This window comes from Flavihumibacter petaseus NBRC 106054, from assembly GCF_000974785.1.
Lineage (GTDB): Bacteria > Bacteroidota > Bacteroidia > Chitinophagales > Chitinophagaceae > Flavihumibacter > Flavihumibacter petaseus.
Window position 1 is genome coordinate 103,914 of sequence record NZ_BBWV01000006.1, and the last position, 21,712, is coordinate 125,625.

The following is a 21,712-nucleotide window of genomic DNA, read 5'->3' on the forward strand; positions in this document are numbered from 1 at the left end:
AAAAGAATGCATAAACTGTAAAATTTATATTAAATACCTGTATTACGATTTCTTTAACAATATTCTTATCAAGTAATTTCACTTTTCAGTCTTTCAAAAAATACATCACATGAGAAAATTGCTAACACTAGCGATGGCGCTAATGCTATGTGCGCTGTCGTTCGGGCAAACCAAAACAGTAACCGGAAAGGTTACGGACGACAAGGGGCAGCCCATTCCTTTCGCAACAATCAAACTAAAAGGGGGAAAAGTAGTCGGTACAGCCGATGCTCAGGGCGTATTCAAAGTGAACGTAACCACTGAGAAAGCCCTTGAAGTGTCCTCCGCGGGCTTTGGTACAAAAGAAGTTTCCATTAACGGTGTTTCTGACGTGAACGTGAGTCTCCAGGGTTCCGTGATGGAAGAAGTAATCGTAACTGCGGGTGGTATCAAGACACAGCGCCGTGAGATCGGTACTGCAGCTACAGTAGTGAAGGGCGATGCCATCACTGCAGGCAAATCAGTGAACGTTGCAGGCGGTCTGCAAGGTAAAGTCGCAGGCCTCCAGATCAACAACACGAGTGGTGGTGTAAACCCCAATTTCCGTCTTGTACTGCGTGGCCAGCGTTCTATCACTGGTAACAACCAGGCGCTGGTTGTACTGGACAACATTATTGTTCCTACATCAGTGCTGGGTAACCTTAACCCTGAAGATGTGGATGATGTAACAGTACTGAATGGTGCAGGAGCTGCGGCACTTTATGGATCAGCTGCATCTAATGGCGCGGTGATTATCACCACCAAAAAAGGAAAGCGTGGTGCTGCTACCATCCGGATCTCCAACACGACTACAATGGAACAGGTCGCTTTCTACCCCAAGGTGCAAAAATCTTTCGGTAGCGGTGGTAGTGCTTACGGTTATGACGTAAATGGTAACCCTGCATTTTCTTCTATTGAAAACCAGTCCTATGGTCCGCGTTATGATGGTTCCATGCGTGAACTGGGTTATCCTTTGGAAGACGGTAGCCAGGATTCTGCAATCTACCAGTATACAGACGAGCGCAAAAAATTCTGGGAAAAGGGTCTGACCAATCAGACAGATTTTTCTGTAAGCTCTGGTGATGATGTGTCTACCCTGTATTTTTCCGGTCAGTATGCAACTGCAACCGGTACCACTCCCGGTGATAAGTACAATCGTACCAACCTTCGCCTGAACGGTACCCGCAAAATAGGTAAGTTAGTAAACCTGACTTATGCCACTTCGTATACACAGAACCGTTACGATATCACTACCCAGACATCCAGCATGTACAACAACCTGTTGAACATTCCTTCATGGATTCCCATTACCAAATTCAAAAACTGGGAGACGGATAAATACGCTAACCCCAATGGTTATTACAACCCCTGGTATCAGAACCCATATTTCTCTGCTGACAATTATCGCAACAACAAGAGAGAAGATTACCTGACTGCAAACGTGGAATTGCGTTTCACACCGATCGATGGTCTTGACCTGGTTGCCCGTCAGGGTATTGCTACCCGCAACAATTCCAACAAGTCTACTGTAGGCGCATTTGACTATACGCACTACGCAGAGGAAGTGAGCGGATCCAAATCTGATATACCGGCTTCTGTAACAGATGGAAGTTCATACTCAACCCAATTGATCACTGACCTCTTCGGCCAATGGCGCAAGAAGCTGGGTGGTGATTTCTCCCTGAATCTTATCGGTGGTTTTCAATACCGCCAGGACCAGGCTAAGTATGTGGGTGTTGGTGCAAACGGTCTCGTTATTCCTGACCTGTTCAACGTGAGCACTGGAATTGGTACTCCGACAGCAACTGAATCAAACTACCTGGCCCGCCAATCTGGTTTATATGGCGATATTCGCCTGGGTTACAAAGGATACCTCTACCTGCATGCAACAGGACGGAATGACTGGGTTTCAATCCTGGCTCCCGAAAACCGCTCATTCTTCTATCCTTCAGTTGACCTCTCTTTCGTAGCTTCTGAAGCGATCGAGCCCATCAAGAACAGCAATGTGATCAGCTATCTGAAACTGCGTGCGGGATGGTCTAAAGTAGGACAGGTGAACCTGGGTACTTCTACTGACTACGGTGCTTATCAACTTAATCCGATCTACGTTCAGGCTGCAGGCTACCCTTATGGTAGCCAGGCTGGTTATACAGCCGGCAATGGTCTTGTATCGGATAACCTGCGTCCTGAGATCACCAAAGGATATGAATTTGGTTTTGACCTGAACTTGTTCAATGATCGCGTGACTTCAAGTGTTACCTACTATAACACTAAAACTGACGATCAGACAGTTAATACTTATATCTCCAACACTACCGGTTATTCCCGTCTCCTGATGAACACAGGCCAGACGCAAAGCCGTGGCCTGGAACTGACTGTGCATGGCACGCCTGTTCGTACACGCGATTTCGAAGCAATCATCGGTGGTAACTTTACTCTCCTGGACAACACTGTTAACAATATTAGTGCAAGTCTCCCCAACCTGCCCATCGCGCAGTATTCTGATGGTGCCGGTTCTTATGCCGTGGAAGGCCAGGCATTCCCCGTTATTATGGGTTATGACTACCTCCGCGATCCGGAAGGACGTGTAATCGTTGACCGTGTGACAGGTGCTCCCCAGAAAGATCCTAACGTGAAGATCCTTGGTACAGCTGTTCCGAAATATCGCCTGGGTCTTGACGGAAACTTCAAATACAAGAACTGGTCTCTGTCTTTCCTGTTTGAATACCGTGGTGGATACAAAGTGTACAACGCTGGTGGTTCTACATATGACTGGGCAGGTGTAAGCTACCGCACCGGTGTGTTTGACCGCAACCGTTTTGTATTCCCGAATTCTTCTTATGAGGATCCCAACAAACCAGGTACTTATATCAAGAATACTACTGTTACTGTACAGGATGGAAATGGTAACGCCGGTTTCTGGTCAGATGCTGATCTGAACATGGACATTTCTTCCAACTATGTAACATCCGGTGATTTCTGGAAATTAAGAGAGGTTGCGATTTCCTATACTTTGCCTGCTTCACTGCTGAAGAAAACGAAGTTTATCAAATCTGCTACAGTTAGTGCCCAGGGAAGAAACCTGTTCGTATGGTTGTCTAAATACAACTACTACACCGATCCTGAATACAGTGATGCTGGTAATGACAGCAACGGTATCGGTTTGACAGGTCTCGGACAAACACCGCCTTCAAGGTTCATGGGTGGAACTATAACAGTTACCTTCTAAACTTTCCACAAATTGATATTCCACAGGCTGAAGCTGTCAGAATGTGATGGTGCTGAAAACCTGAATGGAATAGAACAAAAAAAAGAACATGAAAAGAATAGCATTTGGCATTATGGCAGGAGCGATAGTCGTTGCTTCCTCCTGTACCAAAAAAATGGATATCAACGCCAATCCGAATAACGCGACTTCCGCCACGCCGCAGGTATTGTTACCCCAGGCAATTACACAGACTGCCAACGTACTGAACAGTTACAATACTTACGGTGCCCAGGTAGGCGGATATATGGCAAACGCCGGTGGATATGGCGGTTTTGGTTCTAACGTAACCTATAACTGGTCCAGCAGTGACTACCAGGGTCTCTGGTCATCCACCTACGATAACCTGAATGACTTTCAGCTGGTTATCCGATATGCTGATTCCATTGGCGTTGAACTCGGTTATTTTGCAGGTGCCGCCCGCATCATGAAATCCTATGATTTCCAAATGCTGGTGGATACTTACAATGACCTTCCTTACAATGATGCCTTCAAAGGTACCCAGAACCTGACACCAGCATATGATGCTGCTACAGACGTTTATAAGGCGCTGGCAGACAATATTGATGAGGCACTTGCCATTATCAATGAAACTGAAGCCAGCACCGGTGAGGTTAAGAGTCTGGGTACTTCTGATCCGCTCTTCAACGGCGATATGACCAAGTGGAAACAACTGGCCAATACCGTCAAGTTGCGCCTGATCATTCGTGCGAACGGAAAAGTTAACTTCAGCAATACTGATTTTGACGATGCGGGGTTCCTGTCTACAGATGCGCTGATCAATCCCGGTTTTACCAGGGATAACGGAAAGCAAAATCCTATCTGGAATACCTGGGTATATACTTATACCGGCGCTACCACCAACCGTGCCTGGATGCCAACCAAATGGGCGCTTAGTTTCTACAATGCAACCAAACTGGATGACCCGCGTGGCTACGTGCTCTACAATGGATTCCCCAGCACAGGTGCAAACCAACTCGGCTTCGAGGGTAACAACGTACCTTCCAGTCCTGCAGGAAGCAACTGGTTCTCTCATATCAACGAGGAAGCGGTTACTGATGCCGGTTCTTCCGGAAACAGTATAGGTGCTCTGAAAGGACCAAATGCAGGTTTCCCTGCACTTACTGCTGCAGAAAGCTATTTCCTGCAGGCAGAAGCCGTAGTCAGGGGGATCATTGATGGTGATGCAGATGCCTTGTTTAACTCAGGCCTGCTGGCATCCTATCAATACCTGTACACACTTCCCAATGGCCAGCTTTCTGCAGATCCGGCCTGGGTGAGTCCTTCAGGTGACCTCGAAGCTTATAAAGAATGGAACCCTGATACTTACCTTGTTCACTTCGAACTGGCAGAAACTGATGAAGAAAAACTGGAAGCTATCCTGACACAGAAATATATCGCCCTGAACATGGTTAATTCCCAGGAAGGTTATTTCGAATACCTGCGTACTGGCTATCCGAAAATCGTTGCGGGATCTGATAGCCCAACGGAGTCTTTTGCTTCTCTTCAGTCTGTAAGTACAAGACCCGACAAACTGCCTGCAAGGATCCTGTATCCCACAGCAGAGACCAACTATAACGGCGGCAATGTTCCCAAGTCAATTGATCCGTTCACATCTAAAATTTTCTGGGCTAAGTAATTGGCCTATAAAACAAATCACAAGCACATGAAATCTTTTATTAAAATACTTGGCGTTGCGGTTACGGCCCTGAGCCTGGCATCCTGCCTGAAAGAGGATCCCTATTTTGATCCCGCCAAGAGCAATAACATTGTAGAATTTGCCAACTCCGGAACGCCGGCGCTGGACACATTCCCCCGTTTCACGGCGGATCTGGGTACACTGAACCCAGGGGAGTCTGAAGAGTTTAATGTTCTTGTCAGCTACTCCGGACCGGAAACCTCCGCGCCGAATGACATTACCGTTAACCTTACGATAGATCCGGTAACCCTTGAGCTGTACAATGACGCAGAAGGGAAGAATTATGAAGTTCCCAATACTTCTGTATTTGAAGCGCCTACAAGCATCGTGATCAAGAAAGGTGAAAATCGTGCAACTGCCAAGGTAATCGTTCACATTTCTCCGGATTTTGATTACAATGCCAACTATGCCCTGCCTCTTGTAATCACCAGTGTAAGCGACAATACACCCATCAGCAGTAACTTCGGCAAAGCGATCTTTACATTCGCGGCGCGGAACAAATATGATGGTGTGTACAATGTTACCGGTACTTACAGCGATAATGTAATCGGTAGTGCAGCCACATCTAGCTATCCGAAGACGATCAACCTGGTGACCCAGGGTGCCACAGGCGGAGGTTATTTCGATCCGAACTTAAACGGCGGTATCTACGGCTATTCGTTCAAAAATGCCGGCTCTGGTAGCTACTACGGTAACTTTGCGCCAATCTTCTACTTTGATGACGCTGGCAATGTTAGCAAAGTAGAAAACTACTATGGCCAGGGAACAAACCCGCAGCTTCGTTCTGCTGAACTGAACCCCGATGGCATTAACAAGATCACCTTCAACGGAGCAGTTCCCGAGAAGATTGAAGTAAGTTATTGGATGGTTCAGGGCACCAATAAAAGAGTGGCCATCACTGAAACATTTACCTATACTGGTGCACGCTAATGCAAAACCAGCTTTGATATTAACTATTGCCCCTGGATTTCCAGGGGCAATTCTTTGTAAAAAACCACCAATGAAAAAGTTATTCCAATTCTGCCTGCTGGCAACTTTTTGCCTTATTCAAACACTACACGCACAGAACGGAGGTGATCCATCCACCAAAGGTTACCTGTTCTCCCGTTTCGTTCCTGGATTCGTTAAAATGAAAAACGGTGCTACGCAAACAGTTAGCCTGAACTACAACATGCTGGAACAATCCCTGATTTATCTGCAGGATGACCAGCAGATGACGATCACCAATCCTGATGAGGTTGAATTTGTGATGATCAATGATGCGAAATTTATCGCCATCAAGGGTAAATTCTATCACCAGATTACAGAAACCCCTGTGGCGCTGCTGGTCACTTATACGGCGAAAGTCGACCGGATGGTGCCTACAGCCGACAAGGCTGCTACAGAAAAAAGAGATCAGGACGTTGTGTCTAATACAGTTTCCGATACTTATGTTACCAAACGCTATAAACAGGACTTCAACTATACTCCCGGCAAAACTTATTGGTTGAAGAACGGCCAGGTACTTACCAAGGCCAATACGGAGAAGCAGGTTGCCGCAGCTTTCCCCAAAAAATCCGATGAAATCAGAACGTATATGAAAGAGAACAAAACTGATTTCAGTGATGTCGGATCAGTGGAAAAGGTCATACTTTTTGCAAACGAATAGATCTTCCGGCATCGCGAAAAAGAAGCGCAGTGGTCATTGATCACTGCGCTTCTTTTTTACTTGTGGGATAACAACTACTATGATTCCATTGTGTCATTGATGACGATTACAGTACCGTTCTGCAGCGTGATGCTTCCGATAGTTTGATAAACCCCGAGAGAAGGATTGGTATAGTTGATACTGAAACTTGCGACAGTTTGTGTAACGCCGGAACTCGTCACCAGTACTGAAGTGACCGGACCACTGCTGCTGCCGCTGGGCGCATAACAGGTAACCCTATAAGCTCCATGAAAAGCTACCCCCACAACTTTGGTGGATGATGTGCTGCTGGAAGGAACATACTTTTCACTGATAACCGACATTTTTGTCGGTGAAAGATGATCTCGTATCAGCTGACCAGTAACCGTTTTTATGCCGCCTCCTCCTGTGACTGTGGCAGTGACCTGGGGGTATTGAAGCGCCGCGACCTGATTGCTCTTCCACGTATTGTCTGCGGGAAAGGTCACACCATTTACAACATAGGTCGTTGTGTTGTGTATCGCTTTGATCTGATCAAAATAACTGTCATATGCCTGCAATGTTTGTTCTGTGTTGGAAATTACTGAAGACGGGAAAGTTGGTTCCAGGATGGTAAAGAACTGGCCGTTTACAGTGGTCGGGCAGGGCGCAGGATTTATTGTCCAGTTTACATAGTCAATTGTCGGAATCGGGTAACCATCATAAATGCCACTGGGATCGTCAGTCGGGTGAGGCAATGTTGCGCCAAAAGTAATGCCCCCCTGGAAAGAAGAGATGTATTGTCCGCCGCTGTAGGTGACAAATACCTTTTCGCCTAACTGGACGGAGTTTGAACGAACCAATGCCGGATCGGATTGGCTGGTCGGCAACGAGGCTGCTGGCGAACCACTTGTAGCGGGATCTTTTGCATTTTCTTTAGAACAGGAGAGAAGGATAGTGGATAGGCATACGCCAAGCACGAGGGCTTTCATTTTTTTCATTGAATCGGTTTTAGTTAACCGCAATTAACAGTGTTGCATGAAATCTAAAAACAGTAGAACTACTCGCAATTTTGCTAAAAACCGAAAAAAAACTTCGTGTTAACATTACTGTTAGATAAATTTATGCAAAAAATTATCATGATGAAATCCTTTACAGGTCTGCATTTAGCCCATTCAGGTTTGTATTTACGCAAAAAAGTATAAGTTAAATGGCTATATGTGTTGTGTACCGGAAACACTTCCTTATCCACCATGAATTGAGATTTCTTCAAAATTTAACAATGATATCTTGGGCGGATTAAACACACATGTACATGAGAAGATCCTCAATGGTGCTCTCGTTGCTGTTTCTCGGAACAGTAGCGTTCGGGCAAGTCCGGCCAATCACCGGGCAGGTGAAGGACGCCAACGGCAAACCCGTTCCCTTCGCTTCTGTGAAAGTCAAGGGCAGCTCCAAAGGAGTTGCTGCTGACGCTGATGGTAAGTTTACCATCGAAGCTGCACCTGGTGCAGTGCTGGAAGTAACTGCCGCCAGCTATGAAAAAACCGCCGTTCCTGTTGGCGAATCAGCAGAGATCGGTATCTCCCTCAAATCGAACGAAAACCTCAGCGAGGTGGTGGTGACCGCCCTCGGTGTAAAGCGGAGCAAAAACACCCTGCCTTATGCTGCCCAGCAGGTGAAAGGCGATGACCTTACCAAAGCCCGTGGTACCAACGTTGCCAGCGCACTCTCCGGCCGTATCTCCGGCCTGGAAATCCGCCAGGGTAACTCTATCGGTGGTTCTACCAACGTCATAATCCGTGGTAACAAATCACTCACCGGCAACAACCAGGCACTATTTGTAGTGGACGGTGTTCCAATTGAAAACGCTATCAATAACTCTGCCAACCAGAAAACTGGTCGTGGCGGATTCGACTACGGTAACGCTGCTGCCGATATCAACCCTGATGATATCGAGAACGTTAACGTGCTGAAAGGTGCTGCTGCAACTGCACTCTATGGCTCCCGCGCTTCCAATGGTGTGGTGATGATCACTACCAAAAAAGGTAAAAGAGGTCTTGGTATTACCATCAACAGCGGTCTGACTGTCGGATCAATGGACAAAAGCACTTTCGCCAAGTATCAGAAACAATATGGCGCTGGTTATGGTACCAGTGGCTACTCCAAGGCTTCTGAAGGTTCACCCAACGGCGCTTTCTGGTATTTTGATGCTGATGGTGACGGTGTAAAGGACCTCGTGGTGCCTACCACGGAAGATGCTTCTTACGGTGCTGCTTTCGACCCCAGCCTCAATGTATTCCAGTGGGATTCCTGGGACCGCACTTCACCCAATTATGGCAAAGCCCATCCCTGGGTCGCTGCTAAGTCGGATCCCCGTGATTTCTACGAAGACGCTGTTTCCAACAACAACAGTATTTACCTGGATGGCGGAAATGAGAATGGTTCATTCAAACTTGGGTATACAAGGAACGACGAGCATGGCATTCTGCCAAACAGTAATATCCTCCGGAACACTGTAAATTTCGGTGCTACTTACAATGTAACCAGCAAGCTGACCGCTGCCGCTTCAGTTAACTATTCTCAAATTGATGGCAAAGGACGTTATGGTACCGGTTATGACGATTACAACGTAAACCAGAATTTCCGCCAGTGGTATGAGACCAATATGGACATCGCTGACCAGAAACGTGCATATTTTGAAAGCCCCAAGTACTACGGCGGTGTGTATAACAACACTACCTGGAACTGGGCTGATCCAAGTTCTCCTGACGGACTCGTTCCCATCTATACTGACAACCCTTATTGGACCCGTTATCAGAACTATGAAACCGATTCCCGCCGTCGCGTTTTCGGAAACGTAAGTCTGAATTACAAAGTGACTGACTGGTTGAATATCCTCGGTCGCGTGTCTATGGACACCTACAACGAAACCCAGGAAGAAAGGGTAGCAGTAGGAAGCCTTTCCGTTTCCTCTTATTCCCTGTTCCAGCGGAATTTTTCTGAGATGAACTATGACCTGATGGCCAATGTTGACAAGAATATCACTGATGATATCAACTTCAAGGGACTTCTTGGTGTGAACATGCGCAGGAACAAAATAACCTCTTCCTTCAATGCGACAAACGGTGGTTTGTTTGTTCCCGGATTGTATGCGATTTCCAACTCTGTCAATACGCCTTCTGCAACGCTTGAAACAAGCGAGCCAAGGGCTGTTGATGGCTATTTTGGTGGTGTAACTTTTGGATGGCGTGAAACAGTATCACTTGATGCGACTTTCCGTCGCGACCGCTCTTCTACACTTCCTGTAGATAACAACGCCTACAACTACTATTCAGTAAGCGGAAGCTATCTTTTCTCCAAACAACTCCGTGATATCGAATGGCTGTCTTCCGGTAAAGTTCGTGTGAACTATGCTGAAGTAGGTGGTGATGCTCCGTTTGGCGCAATTAAAGATGCATATGACCGCCCTGATCAGTTCGGTCAAACCATCCTTTATTCTGTTCCCGGAACAAAGAACAACGCAGAACTGAAACCTGAAAGAACCAAGAGCCGTGAAATCGGTCTGGAAATGGCATTCCTGAAAAACCGTATCGGTTTCGATGTAAGCTACTACAGCACCAACACGGTTGATCAGATCATGCCCGTTTCTGTAACCACAGCAACTGGTTACAGCAGCAAATATTACAACGCCGGTGACGTACAAAACAAGGGTATAGAAATGTCATTGTTCGCTACCCCGATCAAGACCCGCGATTTCAGCTGGGATGTGAACGTGAACTGGACAAAAAACAACAGCAAGGTCCTGAGCCTGTACGAAGACGCGAAGAACCTTCAGCTGGCTTCCTTCCAGGGTGGTGTTAGCGTGAACGCTACAGTAGGTCAGCCTTTCGGTACCATCCAGGGCAAGACCTGGGTTTACCAGGATGGTCAGAAAGTGGTGTATGACGCTGGCGACAATGCCGGTCGTTACAAACAAACTTCCAGCACCAGCAATGTTATCGGTAATGTTAACCCCGACTGGACCGGTGGTATCTACAACAACTTCCGCTACAAAAACTTCGCACTCGGCTTCCTGATCGATGTTCGCCAGGGTGGTGACGTATTCTCCCTGGATATGTACTACGGTCTTGCAACCGGCATTTATGCTGAAAGTGCAGGCCTGAACGACCTCGGCAACCCGAGCCGCAATACCATCGCCAACGGTGGTGGTGTGATCATGCCTGGTGTTACACCAGACGGCAAACCCAACACCATCCGTGTTGAAAATGAATACGGCACTTACGGTTATGCCTATAATCCTGCTGCCGCTTTCGTTTATGATGCCAGCTACGTGAAACTGCGTGAAATGAACCTGACTTATTCCCTGCCGCAAAGCATTATGCAGAAAATCCGTCCTTTCAAGGGAATTGATGTTTCCCTGATCGGTCGTAACCTGTGGATTATCCACAAAAACCTGCCATACGCTGATCCGGAAGAGAACCTGTCTGCCGGTAATGCCCAGGGTTACCAGAGCGGTGCGTATCCAACCACCCGTTCCCTTGGGTTCAACGTAAAAGTTAAATTCTAAAAAGAGGAGAATCGATCATGAAGAAATACATGTTAATACCAGCTTCCCTGTTTGTACTGGCAAGCTGTACAAAAGATATCTCACGGTTCAACGAACAAACCAAGAAGCCTGAAGTTGTTCCTGCTGAGCCGCTGTTTTCCAACGCTGTCAGGAATCTTTCTGACGGACTGGTAAGCTCCAGCGTGAACACCAACGTTTTCCGTTTCACCGTGCAGCACTGGGCGGCTACTACCTACCAGGATGAGCCCCAGTATGATTTCACCACACGTGCTATCCCGCAAAGCTGGTGGGCCCGCATGTACCGCGATGTACTGAAGGACCTCGACGAAGCGAAAAAGATCGCTGCTGCCGATATGACCATTCCTGACGCCCAGCGCGCCAACAAAGTGGCTATCACCGATATCATGCAGGTGTATACATTCACTGTATTGGTAAACACTTTCGGTAACGTGCCTTATACTGAAGCACTGAACTCCGAAAACGTGTTCCCTGTTTATGATGACGCATCAGAGATTTACAAAGACCTCTTTGCGCGTCTCGATGCCGACCTCGCCGCGATTGATCCTTCAGCTGCAGCTTTTTCCGAAACTGCCGACTTCCTCTATAAGGGCGATGTTGATCAGTGGGTGAAATTCGCAAACAGCCTGAAAATCCGCATGGCGCTGACCATGGCTGATGTGACAGGTGACCTGGGTGCTACTGCTAAAGCTGCTTTCGAAGCTGCTGACGCGAAAGCCTTCAGTTCCAGTCTCGACAATGCCCTGTTCCCCTACATGGCAACTACACCGAATACTAACCCGCTGTGGACAGACCTCGTACAAAGCGGCCGTAAGGACATGGTGGCCTGTGAAGCATTGCTGGATATCCTGAAAGACATGAATGATCCACGTCTTTCGCTGTATTTCCGTCCCAACAATGAGGGAAAATATGTTGGTGGCATCCTCGGTTCCAACAACACTTATTCTACAACATCCAAGCCCAGCGAACAAATGATCGAACCCGATTTCCCGGGCGATATGCTGGATTATGTTGAAGTGGAATTCTTCCGCGCGGAAGCTGCTGAACGTGGTTGGGCTGTTGACGGAACTGCTGCAACGCATTACAACAATGCCGTTAAAGCATCCATTCGTTACTGGGGTGGTTCAGAAGCTGATGCAAATGCATACCTGGCACGTCCGGATGTTGCTTATGCAACTGCAGCCGGCGACTGGAAGCAGAAGATCGGTTTCCAGAAATGGATCGCACTCTATAATCGTGGCTTCGAAGGCTGGACAGAAGTACGCAGGCTCGATCAGCCGGTGCTGAATCCTCCTGTTGGTGCAGTTTCTGGTTTCCCCAACCGTTTCACCTATCCTGGCAACGAGCAACAACTCAACGGTACCAACTACCGCAGCGCTGCTGATGCTATTGGTGGTGACGAAGTTGAAACCAAGCTGTTCTGGGACAAGAACTAGTGATCACATATTACCTTTGAAACCTAAGGGCCACTCTCCGGAGTGGCCTTTTTATTGAAGGGTGACTTCAGCTGTTCCCGGGTTTCCCGGAAGATCTTTTGCCGTTACCTTAACAACACTTCCTGCCAACTGTGGGTTATCGTGCAGGGTCGTATAGGTCCACCGCCTCCGGAAAACCGGGCTAAGCTGGGCAAAACCTTCTTCCACCAGTAGTCCCGACGCCGTGTGAATGCTGATACTGACCTCCACCACCCGGAAATCGTCTACGGCCAAAACAACGATGGGATTTCCGGCAATCCCTTCGTAGGCGGCGGTATCCACCTCCTGTACTTCCGGCGCAGTGAGATAATCCTTCAGCGCCGCGTTGTAGGCCGCTTTTCCGGATGGAAGATGCTGCTGGTATTCTGCCTTGAGATCAGGGTCGCTGATCGCCACCCTGGCGTATTGCTGCGCGTCACTGAATTTGTCCCGGACACGCACCTGGTTTTCATGGGGTGCTTTGGTTTTATCTCTTTTGGGCAGTTTCGAGATGAACGTGTTTTCGCCTCTTGTTCTGTACATGAACTGATCGCTCATTTTCCCCCGCGCCTTATTGACCAGCTCGTTTTCGGTGATTTTACTCATGGATATAAAGTTTTAAGTATGGTGGATTTCCCGAATATAATCAATATTTTAATTATATAACGATAGAATAGCGATTATTTATCGTTAATTCATCGAATAGCCATACGTGGTTGTGGTATTTTATCTATGAATAATCGTTATTTAATCGATAGATTAAACTATAAGTGAAACACCGTTAATCAACGCTTGACCCACCCCGTTGCCTGCCGCATCTTGTGGACATGAAAAAGCTGTTGCAGTTGCTGGCAGGGCTGGGATGTTATGGTGGGAGCATCGCGATATATGCGCAGCCCAACGCGATCACCGCAAAGTGGAGCAGCACTATGCGGGGTATTGGCAGCGGTGCAGTCTCTGCTCCCGCCAACTGGGCCTTTACCCCAGGCGCAGAGATCGCAGTATTGCAGGTACGGCCATTTTTTGCAGACGGCGTACAGGAAAATTGGGTAGTCGTCGCTGTTCCGGTTGACCTTCCAGGAAATAATAAATCAGGAGCCGGTGGCAGTTTGTCCCTATTGAGACTACCGGGATTCCAAGCTGTTACGGGCCACATCGGGTGGGGACTGGAACTGTCCAGGCAGTTGGCGATGGGCATCGCGCTGGGCTACCGGCACGACAAATTTCCCGGAGGAATGCGGCAACAGTTTTGGTCAGCCAGGCTCGATGCCCGTTATATGGCTAAAGCTGCCGTTTTCGGCCTTTGTTCGGTCTGGGGAAGGGCATCCCTTTTTCGTGCAAGTCCGCTGCAACAGGTATCTGCCGGCATCGGCAAGGACCTGTCAGCTGTGCTCTATGCAGAAAGCGAAGTGCAATGGCAACCCAGTGAAGCCTTCTCTTTGCGCTGCGGCCTGCTATATACCATTAAACGGCAATTGCGCCTGGGAATGTGCTGGCAGACTTTGCCGTTCCGGTTTGGCTGGGAAACCGCCTGGAGCTTACCACGATTTGAAGTAGCGGTTAACGGGTCCTGCCAGCCGGCAATTGGATGGACACCCGGCATTCGACTGTTATTTTTTTCACCCCGCAAAACCAGCAGCGATGAATAAGGCAAGCCTGACGGTGTTGTTGGTGTGCTGCCTGAGTATCGCCAATGCACAGGTCGAACCGCATCCGGAGAATGACCAGATGGAAGCGATTGCCGCTGACAATGACAATGCTGCGGAGATGGACCAGTTGCTGATCGACCGCCAGGCCATCCTGGAGCATCCATTTGCAGCCAACAGTATCAGTGAAGAACAATTGATCGCTTTTGGCGTGCTGACTCCCCGGCAGGTCAAATCGTTTCTGGATTACAGGATGGTATTTGGTCCTTTCCTTTCGCCCTATGAACTGCAGGCGGTACCGGGTTGGGATATTCCTGTTATCCGGATGGTATTGCCCTTGCTGCATTTTGGATCCGATCCATCCTGGGAAACCCGGTTCAGGCGTATGATAACGGGAGGAAAAAGCACGCTGCAGCTTCGGTTGGGTATAGTGCCGGAAGCATCCAAAGGTCAACAACGGGACAGTGCCGGAAATAAAGCATATTCCGGGAGTGCATGGAGGGAAAATATCCGGTATCTCTACCAGTTCCGGCAGCAATTGTGGTTGGGCGTTACGCTTGAAAAAGACGCCGGAGAGCGTTTTGGTGATTTTCTCGGATTTCATGTTTTTCTGAAACGGAAAGGGATGCTGAAGACAATTGCACTCGGCGACTACGTGTTACAGATAGGGCAGGGGTTGGTGGAATGGCAGGGGCTGTCACTGGGCAGAACCGGGGAAGCTATTTCCGTTTACCGGCAGGGTAAAATGCTGCAACCCTACCGTTCCTCAGGTGAATGGAATTTTCACCGCGGTGCGGCAATGGGCCTGGAATGGAAAAAATGGGAAGGGCTCTTTTTCGTCTCCCGAAAACGGATCACCGCCAACCTGACAGAAGGCGATAGCGGACAGCAGGTTTTCACCAGCAGGAATACATCCGGGTACCACCGGACGAAAGGAGAACTGGAAGACAAAAACGACCTCACAGAAACTAGCGCCGGGATTGCCTTCAGGTATCAGTCCAAACGATTTCAGGGCGGCGGAGCGGTAATCGCGTATCGTTATAACCTCCCGTACAAACCGTCTGAATTATTGTACAACAGTTTTTCCTGGTCGGGTAATCACTGGGAAAATGCGGCTGTTCATTACAGTTATACCCACAGGAATATTTTTGCATTCGGAGAAGCTGCCTGGTGTCGTACCGGGATGGCTTATTTGCAGGGACTGGTATTCAGCGCAGGAAGGCAAATGGACCTATCACTCGTGGCGCGCCACTATCCGGCCGGATACCAGGCAATCTATGCAGACGCCTTTGCCGCGGGCAGCAAACCCGCGAATGAGTCGGGCATCTATTCCGGTTGGAAACTATCCTTGCATCCATCGCTTCAGGTACAGGGTTACGCCGACGTGTACCGTATCCCATGGCTACGTTTCGGGGCAGACGCTCCGGGATCGGGGTATGAGTATGGTTCGCAGGCAACATGGACCAGGAAAAAAAAGTTCCTGATCACTTTGCGTTACAGGCAGGTTGTGAAGTCCGAAAACGGTATTGCCGGGGCCATACTTTTCCCGGAACCTGAAATACGTTCGTCGTGGCGCCTGCATGGCGAGGTACAATGCAGCCGCCAGCTGCAGGTTGCCGCCCGCATGGAATTGGTGCATTTCGAAAAAGTGGCGCAACGATCGGGAGGATATGCATGCTACATTGATGGCAAATATAAACTGACGCGCAACGGATGGCAGGTGACCGCCCGCCTGAACCGGTTTACCACAGATAATTATGACAGCAGGATTTATGCCTATGAACGTGATGTGTTGTATGCCTTTTCTATACCGGCCTACTATGGAAATGGCTGGCGTTATTATACGCAGGTGCAGGGAAGTGTCCGTTTACCTTTTTGGAGCAAGGCATTTAAAGTGCAGTGGTGGGTACGATGGGCAGCTACCCGGTACATGGGTGATGGCGTAATCGGCTCGGGTAGCGAAGAAATCACCGGCAATACCAGGTCAGAATGGAAAGGTCAGCTGATCTTCAACTGGTAGGCAAAGTGCCTCATTCTTACTAGATTTGCCCTTTAACGCAGAAAGATGGAAACGAACAATAACACCCAGCTGAATATCGAGATATCAGAGGACATGGCCGAAGGCACATATGCCAACCTGGCGATCATTACCCATTCGCATGCTGAATTCGTAATAGATTTTGTCAACGTAATGCCCGGAACTCCCAAGAGTCGGGTGAAGTCGAGGATAATCCTGACACCTCAGCATGCAAAAAGATTTATGAAGGCATTGATTGAGAATATCGACAGATTTGAAGAAGCCAACGGAGATATCAAAGACCTGGAAGAAGTTCAGTTACCACTCAATTTCGGAGGTCCGGCTGCGCAGGCATAAAGCAGTATCCGGGATGATTTTTACAGCAAGCCTTCATCGGCAAAACTGAAATAACCCTGTTGGCTGACAATAATATGATCGATTACCCGGATATCCAGCAAACGGGCCGCCTGCGCAATTCTCTGCGTTAAGTCTTCGTCGGCCCGGCTCGGTTTAAGATTCCCTGAGGGATGGTTGTGGCTCAGGATCAGGGAACTTGCTTCCTGCTCAATGGCCTTCTTCATAATGATCCGGGGATCAGCTACCGTACCGGCGATGCCGCCCAGGCTGATCACTTCCTGGTGCCGGATCATATTTGCACGGTTGAGGAACAATACCACAAACACTTCCTGGTGATGATCCTGGTATAGCTGGCGCAGGTGATTGGCTACATCAGCGCTTCCGGAAACCACCGGTTGTTCCATCACCCTGGCAGTTTGCCTTCGCCGGCCCAATTCAAGCGCCGCAGTTATCGTAACCGCTTTTGCATAGCCAATTCCCTTGATTTTCATCAGGTCATAGGCACTCATCCTTCCCAGTTCAAACAGGTTGTTGGCACACCTGGCCAGCAGATCCCGGGCAATGTCAAGTGCAGTCTGTTTGCTGTATCCGGTAACCAGGAGGATAGACAGCAGCTCGGCATCGCTAAGGTGCATGGGACTTTTACTAAGTAGTTTTTCTCTTGGCCTGTCGGCTTTTGCCCATGATTTAATTGAGTGGTTCTGCGCTTGCATGAGGTAAGATTATAAAATAACTTTATCACATAAAACAGGGTTTCCACCCGTTTTATCCATATCCAAAGCATCCTTAGAAAAACTGAAAAATTCAATTACTATGACCGCCCGCACATTCAACACCCTTGGAGGCTTCCAGTCAATGCTGTTCTGCATCGGCATTTACATTGTAGCCCTTTTCTTTTCCATCTTTATCTGTTCCGCAATTTTCAAGGCCGTCAACAGCCGCAAGAATGCCGACATTACCGTTGTGCAGCCTGCCGCTAAAAACAATGCTGTACAACTGGCTTCCCGTTAAGGATAGCTTGTTTCCGGCATTTGGGAAAATGTTTTCCGGTGACCCTGGCAACAGGCGTTTCCAGACCACCATGCCATTTCCCAAATTCCGGTGAACCTGATCACCATTGAACCTTTACTATAGAATTCACCAGGTTGTGCCAACACAACCTTTTTCGCATGTTTATAGGTTTAGTAGTTTGGAAGTTGAATACCTGAAGCGCAGGCTGGCTGCTGAAGACGAGCGGAGTGGCCAACAACTAAACAACTAAACTCCCAAACAACTAAACATACTCAAACCTTCCCCTTATCTTCGCCGCACCAACAACTGAAATATGCATTCCTCTGCGAAGATCTTCTCCGGTACGGGTTCGCAGTACCTGGCCGAAAAAATCGCCAATTGTTATGGTATTCCCCTGGGACGCGTCAGCATCTCCAAATTCAGTGACGGGGAAATCCAGCCGGTCTTCCAGGAAAGCATCCGCGGAGATGTGGTTTTCCTGATCCAGAGCACTTTCGCTCCCAGTGATAACCTCCTGGAACTCCTGCTCATGATCGATGCAGCCCGCCGCGCTTCCGCGTACAAAGTGATCGCTGTCATACCATATTATGGATATGCCCGGCAGGACCGGAAGGATAAACCCCGGGTAGCTATTGGCAGTAAGCTGATAGCCAATATGTTAACTGCTGCGGGAGCAGACCGGGTGATCACGATGGACCTTCACGCTCCCCAGATCCAGGGTTATTTTGACATCCCGGTGGATCACCTCGACAGCTCGGTAATTTTTATTCCCTATATCGAGCAGCTGAAGCTGGAAAACCTTACCTTTGCGGCCCCCGACGTGGGTTCGGCCAACCGGATCCGGGAAATCGCCAGCTATTTCAACGCTGAAATGGTGATCTGCGACAAACACCGGAAACGGGCCAACGAGATAGCCAGCATGGTGGTGATCGGAGATGTAACCGACAGGAATGTGATCCTGATCGACGATATCTGCGATACCGGTGGTACCCTCGCCAAAAGTGCCGGGCTGTTGATGGAAAAGGGAGCCAGAAGCGTAAGAGCCATGTGCACCCATCCCGTGCTCAGTGGCAAGGCCTACGAAAACATCGGGTCCAGTGTACTGGAAGAACTGGTGGTGTGTGACACCATCCCGCTCCGCCAGGACATTGAAAAAATAAAGGTTCTCTCTGTGGCAGACCTGTTTGCTATCGCAATAAGGAACGCATACGAACAGAAAAGCATTACCAGTCTTTTCATTCACGCACAGCGGAAAGCCAAGGAACAGCAGTAAGATTTTTTTAAATACAACAAAATGAAGACAATTACAATCGAAGGACAACTCAGGACCGACAGCGGTAAAAAAGCCACCCGCCAACTTCGCTCTGAGGAAAAAGTGCCAGGTGTAATTTACGGAGGCGCTGCTGAAGTAAATTTTGCAGCCCCTGCTAAGGCTTTCAAAGCATTGGTGTACACTCCGGAATTTCAGCTGGCAGAAGTAAAGGTAGACGGCAAAAGCTACCGCTGCATCCTGAAAGACCTGCAGTTTGACAAAGTTACCGACGAGCTGATCCACGTAGACCTGCTGGAACTGGTGGAAGACAAAAAAGTGATCGCTACCCTGCCCCTCCAACTGACTGGTGCTCCCGCCGGCGTGAAAGAAGGTGGTAAACTGGTGGTGAAAATGAAGTCCCTCAAGATCAAGACTCTTCCCAAATACCTGAAATCCAGTGTTGAACTGGACATCAGCAACCTGCAACTCAACGAAAACGTCCGCGTTCAGGATGTGAAGGCAGACAATTTCGAGATCCTCAACTCTCCGCGTATTCCGATCGCATCGGTGGTGATGACCCGCCAGCTGAAGCAGGAAGAAGCCGCAGCAGATAAAAAGAAATAATCTCCTGAAAGGCTGTCGAAAGACAGCCTTTCTTCTTTTAAGCCTCCTAGCCGCCCGTCGTATGAATAAATTTCTGATTGTTGGTCTCGGTAATATTGGGGAAGAATATGCCCATACCCGCCACAATATAGGATTCGATATCGTTGACCACCTCGCAGGCAAATACAAGGAGAAGTTTCAGTCCGACCGGCTGGCCGATGTCGCCACTATCCGGGTAAAGAACAAACAGCTGATCTGCATCAAGCCTACCACCTACATGAACCTCAGCGGCAAGTCGGTAAAATACTGGCTGGACAAGGAGAAAATCCCCCTGGAACAGATGCTGGTGCTGGTAGACGAGCTGGCACTCCCGCTGGATAAAATGCGGTTAAGGGGCTCCGGGAGTGATGGCGGACACAACGGTCTCCGGAGTATCCAGGAACACCTGGGCAGCATCAATTATCCCAGGCTTCGATTTGGTATCGGTAACAATTACCCGAAAGGGATGCAGGCAGAATTTGTACTGAGCGCCTGGCGTAAGGAAGAATGGCCCCTGGTTTTATATAAGATCGGCAAATCCGTCGAACTGGTTGAACAGTTCGCCCTGGCTGGCCTGAATTTCGCCATGAATCAGTATAACAATGTTACTTACCAATTATGAATATTGATGATGAATGGTTATTTTCGCACACTGCCCCACGTTTGTTTTTGATTCAATGACCCCTATGTAAATCCGGGACTTCCCGTCCAAATTAATCTATGATTGTTCAATCATTAAACCCTTATTGAATATGAAAATATTCTGTATAGGCCGTAACTATGTAGCGCATGCCAAAGAATTGGGTAACGAAGTCCCCGATGAACCGGTCATTTTCATGAAACCCAAAAGTGCACTGCTCCAATCCCATACACCTTTCTACTATCCTGAATTCACCAACGAATTGCATTATGAATGCGAACTGGTACTCCGGATTTGCAAAAATGGCAAATACATCCAGGATCGCTACGCCAGTAAATATTATGATGCCGTTACCGTTGGCATTGATTTCACCGCGCGTGACATCCAGAATGAATTAAAGGAAAAAGGACTCCCCTGGGAAAAGGCCAAGGCCTGGGACAATTCCGCTGTTATCGGTAAATGGGTGCTCCTGGATGAGGTCAAAAACAGGAAGGAGATCAATTTTTCCCTGTTGAAAAATAAAGAGATTGTTCAGCAGGGCAACTCTTCCAACATGATCTTCAATTTTGATTCCGTCGTTGCCCATATTTCCAACTACTTCTCCGTAAATATTGGCGATCTCATCTTTACCGGTACGCCCGCCGGCGTGGGCGAATGCGTGGTGGGTGATGAACTGGAAGGCCTTATGGAAGATAAATCCATGTTTACTGTCGAAATTAAATAAGCTGCACCATTAAACTAACAAGTGTTCGTTTATATTTGCGAACGATACACTTGCTATGATAGAAATGGACATTCTGCTCCAGGCTTACCGGCACATGTGCGCCGTTAAGCATATGGCAGCAACCTATGAGGCCAACCGACAGATCTGTTCTTACGTACATTCCACCTCCCGTGGCCATGAGGCCATTCAACTGGCCGTCGGTATGCAGCTCGATCCGGCAGACTATGTTAGTCCCTATTACCGCGACGAAAGCATGTTGCTGGGCATGGGATTCTCACCTGCACAACTGATGCTGCAATTGCTGGCCAAAGCGGATGATCCCTTCACGGCAGGCCGCGAGTATTACGCCCATCCCAATATCCGCAGTACAGATTTTCCAACGATCATTCACCAAAGCAGTGCAACCGGTATGCAGGCTATCCCGACAACCGGAATTGCGCAGGGACTTCGTTTCTATGAAGACCACGACAGGAACAGGCTCCGCCTTACCCATCACGGTGAAATGCCGCTGGTAGTCTGCTCCCTGGGAGATGCCAGCATCACGGAAGGAGAGGTGGGGGAGGCGCTGCAGATGGCTATCCTGAAGCAGTTACCCATACTTTACCTCGTTCAGGACAATCGCTGGGGTATCAGCGTCCAGGCAAAAGAATCCCGCAAAATGGATGCATGGGAGTTTGCCGCAGGTTTCCCCGGGTTGCGCCGGGAAAAGGTGAACGGCAGTGATTTTGAAGCCAGCTATCAAATGGTGGCTGAA

At 48.5% G+C, this 21,712-nt stretch carries 18 protein-coding genes; 15 read left to right on the forward strand and 3 right to left on the reverse strand.

The window, feature by feature from the left end; all coding sequences use genetic code 11:
- The first annotated feature begins 109 nt into the window (after window positions 1-109).
- The 4 genes from FPE01S_RS23670 to FPE01S_RS23685 all read left to right on the forward strand — a co-directional run bounded on the left by FPE01S_RS23670 (window position 110) and on the right by FPE01S_RS23685 (window position 6,630).
- On the forward strand, window positions 110-3,247 hold the full coding sequence (locus FPE01S_RS23670; protein ID WP_046371598.1) for a SusC/RagA family TonB-linked outer membrane protein: 3,138 nt from the start codon (window positions 110-112) through the stop codon (window positions 3,245-3,247).
- A gap of 88 nt (window positions 3,248-3,335) precedes the next feature.
- Window positions 3,336-4,922: a SusD/RagB family nutrient-binding outer membrane lipoprotein gene (locus tag FPE01S_RS23675; protein WP_046371599.1), complete on the forward strand. Its 1,587-nt coding sequence runs from the start codon at window positions 3,336-3,338 to the stop codon at window positions 4,920-4,922.
- A gap of 27 nt (window positions 4,923-4,949) precedes the next feature.
- Window positions 4,950-5,912 carry a DUF1735 domain-containing protein gene (locus FPE01S_RS23680; RefSeq protein ID WP_157474153.1) on the forward strand — a complete coding sequence of 321 codons (963 nt, stop codon included), beginning with the start codon at window positions 4,950-4,952 and terminating at the stop codon, window positions 5,910-5,912.
- 70 nt (window positions 5,913-5,982) lie between these two features.
- Window positions 5,983-6,630: a hypothetical protein gene (locus tag FPE01S_RS23685; RefSeq protein WP_046371601.1), complete on the forward strand. Its 648-nt coding sequence runs from the start codon at window positions 5,983-5,985 to the stop codon at window positions 6,628-6,630.
- A 77-nt stretch (window positions 6,631-6,707) separates the two neighbouring features.
- On the opposite strand, the gene FPE01S_RS23690 is transcribed toward FPE01S_RS23685, so the two are convergent.
- Window positions 6,708-7,628 carry a hypothetical protein gene (locus tag FPE01S_RS23690; RefSeq protein WP_046371602.1) on the reverse strand — a complete coding sequence of 307 codons (921 nt, stop codon included), beginning with the start codon at window positions 7,626-7,628 and terminating at the stop codon, window positions 6,708-6,710.
- Window positions 7,629-7,942: 314 nt separating this feature from the next.
- On the opposite strand from FPE01S_RS23690, the gene FPE01S_RS23695 reads away from it, so the two are divergent.
- Together FPE01S_RS23695 and FPE01S_RS23700 are read left to right on the forward strand one after the other, a co-directional pair.
- Window positions 7,943-11,197 carry a SusC/RagA family TonB-linked outer membrane protein gene (locus FPE01S_RS23695; RefSeq protein WP_046371603.1) on the forward strand — a complete coding sequence of 1,085 codons (3,255 nt, stop codon included), beginning with the start codon at window positions 7,943-7,945 and terminating at the stop codon, window positions 11,195-11,197.
- A 17-nt stretch (window positions 11,198-11,214) separates the two neighbouring features.
- A complete protein-coding gene (locus FPE01S_RS23700; RefSeq protein WP_046371604.1) occupies window positions 11,215-12,651 on the forward strand; it encodes a SusD/RagB family nutrient-binding outer membrane lipoprotein in 1,437 nt (478 codons plus the stop codon).
- A 51-nt stretch (window positions 12,652-12,702) separates the two neighbouring features.
- Here FPE01S_RS23700 and FPE01S_RS23705 read toward each other — a convergent pair whose 3' ends face one another.
- Window positions 12,703-13,275, reverse strand: a complete 573-nt coding sequence (locus FPE01S_RS23705; RefSeq protein ID WP_046371605.1) for a hypothetical protein — start codon at window positions 13,273-13,275, stop codon at window positions 12,703-12,705.
- A gap of 221 nt (window positions 13,276-13,496) precedes the next feature.
- Between FPE01S_RS23705 and FPE01S_RS23710 the strand changes: the two genes are divergently transcribed.
- From FPE01S_RS23710 to FPE01S_RS23720, 3 genes are read left to right on the forward strand one after another with little or no spacing between them, the layout of a single operon-like run.
- Window positions 13,497-14,318 carry a hypothetical protein gene (locus FPE01S_RS23710; protein WP_046371606.1) on the forward strand — a complete coding sequence of 274 codons (822 nt, stop codon included), beginning with the start codon at window positions 13,497-13,499 and terminating at the stop codon, window positions 14,316-14,318.
- Window positions 14,311-16,335: a helix-hairpin-helix domain-containing protein gene (locus FPE01S_RS23715; protein WP_046371607.1), complete on the forward strand. Its 2,025-nt coding sequence runs from the start codon at window positions 14,311-14,313 to the stop codon at window positions 16,333-16,335. The genes FPE01S_RS23710 and FPE01S_RS23715 overlap by 8 nt, the downstream gene beginning before the upstream one ends.
- Window positions 16,336-16,380: 45 nt before the next feature.
- Window positions 16,381-16,689 carry a DUF3467 domain-containing protein gene (locus FPE01S_RS23720; RefSeq protein WP_046371608.1) on the forward strand — a complete coding sequence of 103 codons (309 nt, stop codon included), beginning with the start codon at window positions 16,381-16,383 and terminating at the stop codon, window positions 16,687-16,689.
- Between the two features lie 20 nt (window positions 16,690-16,709).
- Here FPE01S_RS23720 and radC read toward each other — a convergent pair whose 3' ends face one another.
- A complete protein-coding gene (gene radC / locus FPE01S_RS23725; protein ID WP_046371609.1) occupies window positions 16,710-17,402 on the reverse strand; it encodes a RadC family protein in 693 nt (230 codons plus the stop codon).
- Window positions 17,403-17,502: 100 nt separating this feature from the next.
- Here radC and FPE01S_RS23730 point away from each other — a divergent pair, with 100 nt between their 5' ends.
- The 6 genes from FPE01S_RS23730 to FPE01S_RS23755 form a co-directional block, all read left to right on the forward strand.
- Window positions 17,503-17,700, forward strand: coding sequence for a hypothetical protein (locus tag FPE01S_RS23730; protein WP_046371610.1), 198 nt, complete (start codon window positions 17,503-17,505; stop codon window positions 17,698-17,700).
- A 313-nt stretch (window positions 17,701-18,013) separates the two neighbouring features.
- Window positions 18,014-18,973 carry a ribose-phosphate pyrophosphokinase gene (locus tag FPE01S_RS23735; RefSeq protein ID WP_046371611.1) on the forward strand — a complete coding sequence of 320 codons (960 nt, stop codon included), beginning with the start codon at window positions 18,014-18,016 and terminating at the stop codon, window positions 18,971-18,973.
- Between the two features lie 21 nt (window positions 18,974-18,994).
- Window positions 18,995-19,576: a 50S ribosomal protein L25 gene (locus tag FPE01S_RS23740; protein WP_046371612.1), complete on the forward strand. Its 582-nt coding sequence runs from the start codon at window positions 18,995-18,997 to the stop codon at window positions 19,574-19,576.
- 61 nt (window positions 19,577-19,637) lie between these two features.
- Window positions 19,638-20,216 carry an aminoacyl-tRNA hydrolase gene (gene pth / locus FPE01S_RS23745; protein ID WP_046371613.1) on the forward strand — a complete coding sequence of 193 codons (579 nt, stop codon included), beginning with the start codon at window positions 19,638-19,640 and terminating at the stop codon, window positions 20,214-20,216.
- A gap of 130 nt (window positions 20,217-20,346) precedes the next feature.
- Entirely contained in the window at window positions 20,347-20,958 is a 612-nt protein-coding gene (locus FPE01S_RS23750; RefSeq protein ID WP_046371614.1) for a fumarylacetoacetate hydrolase family protein, read from the forward strand.
- A gap of 55 nt (window positions 20,959-21,013) precedes the next feature.
- Window positions 21,014-21,712, forward strand: a 699-nt coding sequence (locus FPE01S_RS23755; protein ID WP_046371615.1) for a thiamine pyrophosphate-dependent enzyme, incomplete at its 3' end; no start/stop codon positions are given.

What these genes read in the sequence shown, in the direction of transcription:
- FPE01S_RS23670 (WP_046371598.1), top strand. Translation starts at nt 110, where the DNA reads ATGAGAAAATTGCTAACACTAGCGATGGCGCTAATGCTATGTGCGCTG.
- FPE01S_RS23675 (WP_046371599.1), top strand. Translation starts at nt 3,336, where the DNA reads ATGAAAAGAATAGCATTTGGCATTATGGCAGGAGCGATAGTCGTTGCT.
- FPE01S_RS23680 (WP_157474153.1), top strand. Translation starts at nt 4,950, where the DNA reads ATGAAATCTTTTATTAAAATACTTGGCGTTGCGGTTACGGCCCTGAGC.
- FPE01S_RS23685 (WP_046371601.1), top strand. Translation starts at nt 5,983, where the DNA reads ATGAAAAAGTTATTCCAATTCTGCCTGCTGGCAACTTTTTGCCTTATT.
- FPE01S_RS23690 (WP_046371602.1), bottom strand. Translation starts at nt 7,628, where the DNA reads ATGAAAAAAATGAAAGCCCTCGTGCTTGGCGTATGCCTATCCACTATC.
- FPE01S_RS23695 (WP_046371603.1), top strand. Translation starts at nt 7,943, where the DNA reads ATGAGAAGATCCTCAATGGTGCTCTCGTTGCTGTTTCTCGGAACAGTA.
- FPE01S_RS23700 (WP_046371604.1), top strand. Translation starts at nt 11,215, where the DNA reads ATGAAGAAATACATGTTAATACCAGCTTCCCTGTTTGTACTGGCAAGC.
- FPE01S_RS23705 (WP_046371605.1), bottom strand. Translation starts at nt 13,275, where the DNA reads ATGAGTAAAATCACCGAAAACGAGCTGGTCAATAAGGCGCGGGGGAAA.
- FPE01S_RS23710 (WP_046371606.1), top strand. Translation starts at nt 13,497, where the DNA reads ATGAAAAAGCTGTTGCAGTTGCTGGCAGGGCTGGGATGTTATGGTGGG.
- FPE01S_RS23715 (WP_046371607.1), top strand. Translation starts at nt 14,311, where the DNA reads ATGAATAAGGCAAGCCTGACGGTGTTGTTGGTGTGCTGCCTGAGTATC.
- FPE01S_RS23720 (WP_046371608.1), top strand. Translation starts at nt 16,381, where the DNA reads ATGGAAACGAACAATAACACCCAGCTGAATATCGAGATATCAGAGGAC.
- radC (WP_046371609.1), bottom strand. Translation starts at nt 17,402, where the DNA reads ATGCAAGCGCAGAACCACTCAATTAAATCATGGGCAAAAGCCGACAGG.
- FPE01S_RS23730 (WP_046371610.1), top strand. Translation starts at nt 17,503, where the DNA reads ATGACCGCCCGCACATTCAACACCCTTGGAGGCTTCCAGTCAATGCTG.
- FPE01S_RS23735 (WP_046371611.1), top strand. Translation starts at nt 18,014, where the DNA reads ATGCATTCCTCTGCGAAGATCTTCTCCGGTACGGGTTCGCAGTACCTG.
- FPE01S_RS23740 (WP_046371612.1), top strand. Translation starts at nt 18,995, where the DNA reads ATGAAGACAATTACAATCGAAGGACAACTCAGGACCGACAGCGGTAAA.
- pth (WP_046371613.1), top strand. Translation starts at nt 19,638, where the DNA reads ATGAATAAATTTCTGATTGTTGGTCTCGGTAATATTGGGGAAGAATAT.
- FPE01S_RS23750 (WP_046371614.1), top strand. Translation starts at nt 20,347, where the DNA reads ATGAAAATATTCTGTATAGGCCGTAACTATGTAGCGCATGCCAAAGAA.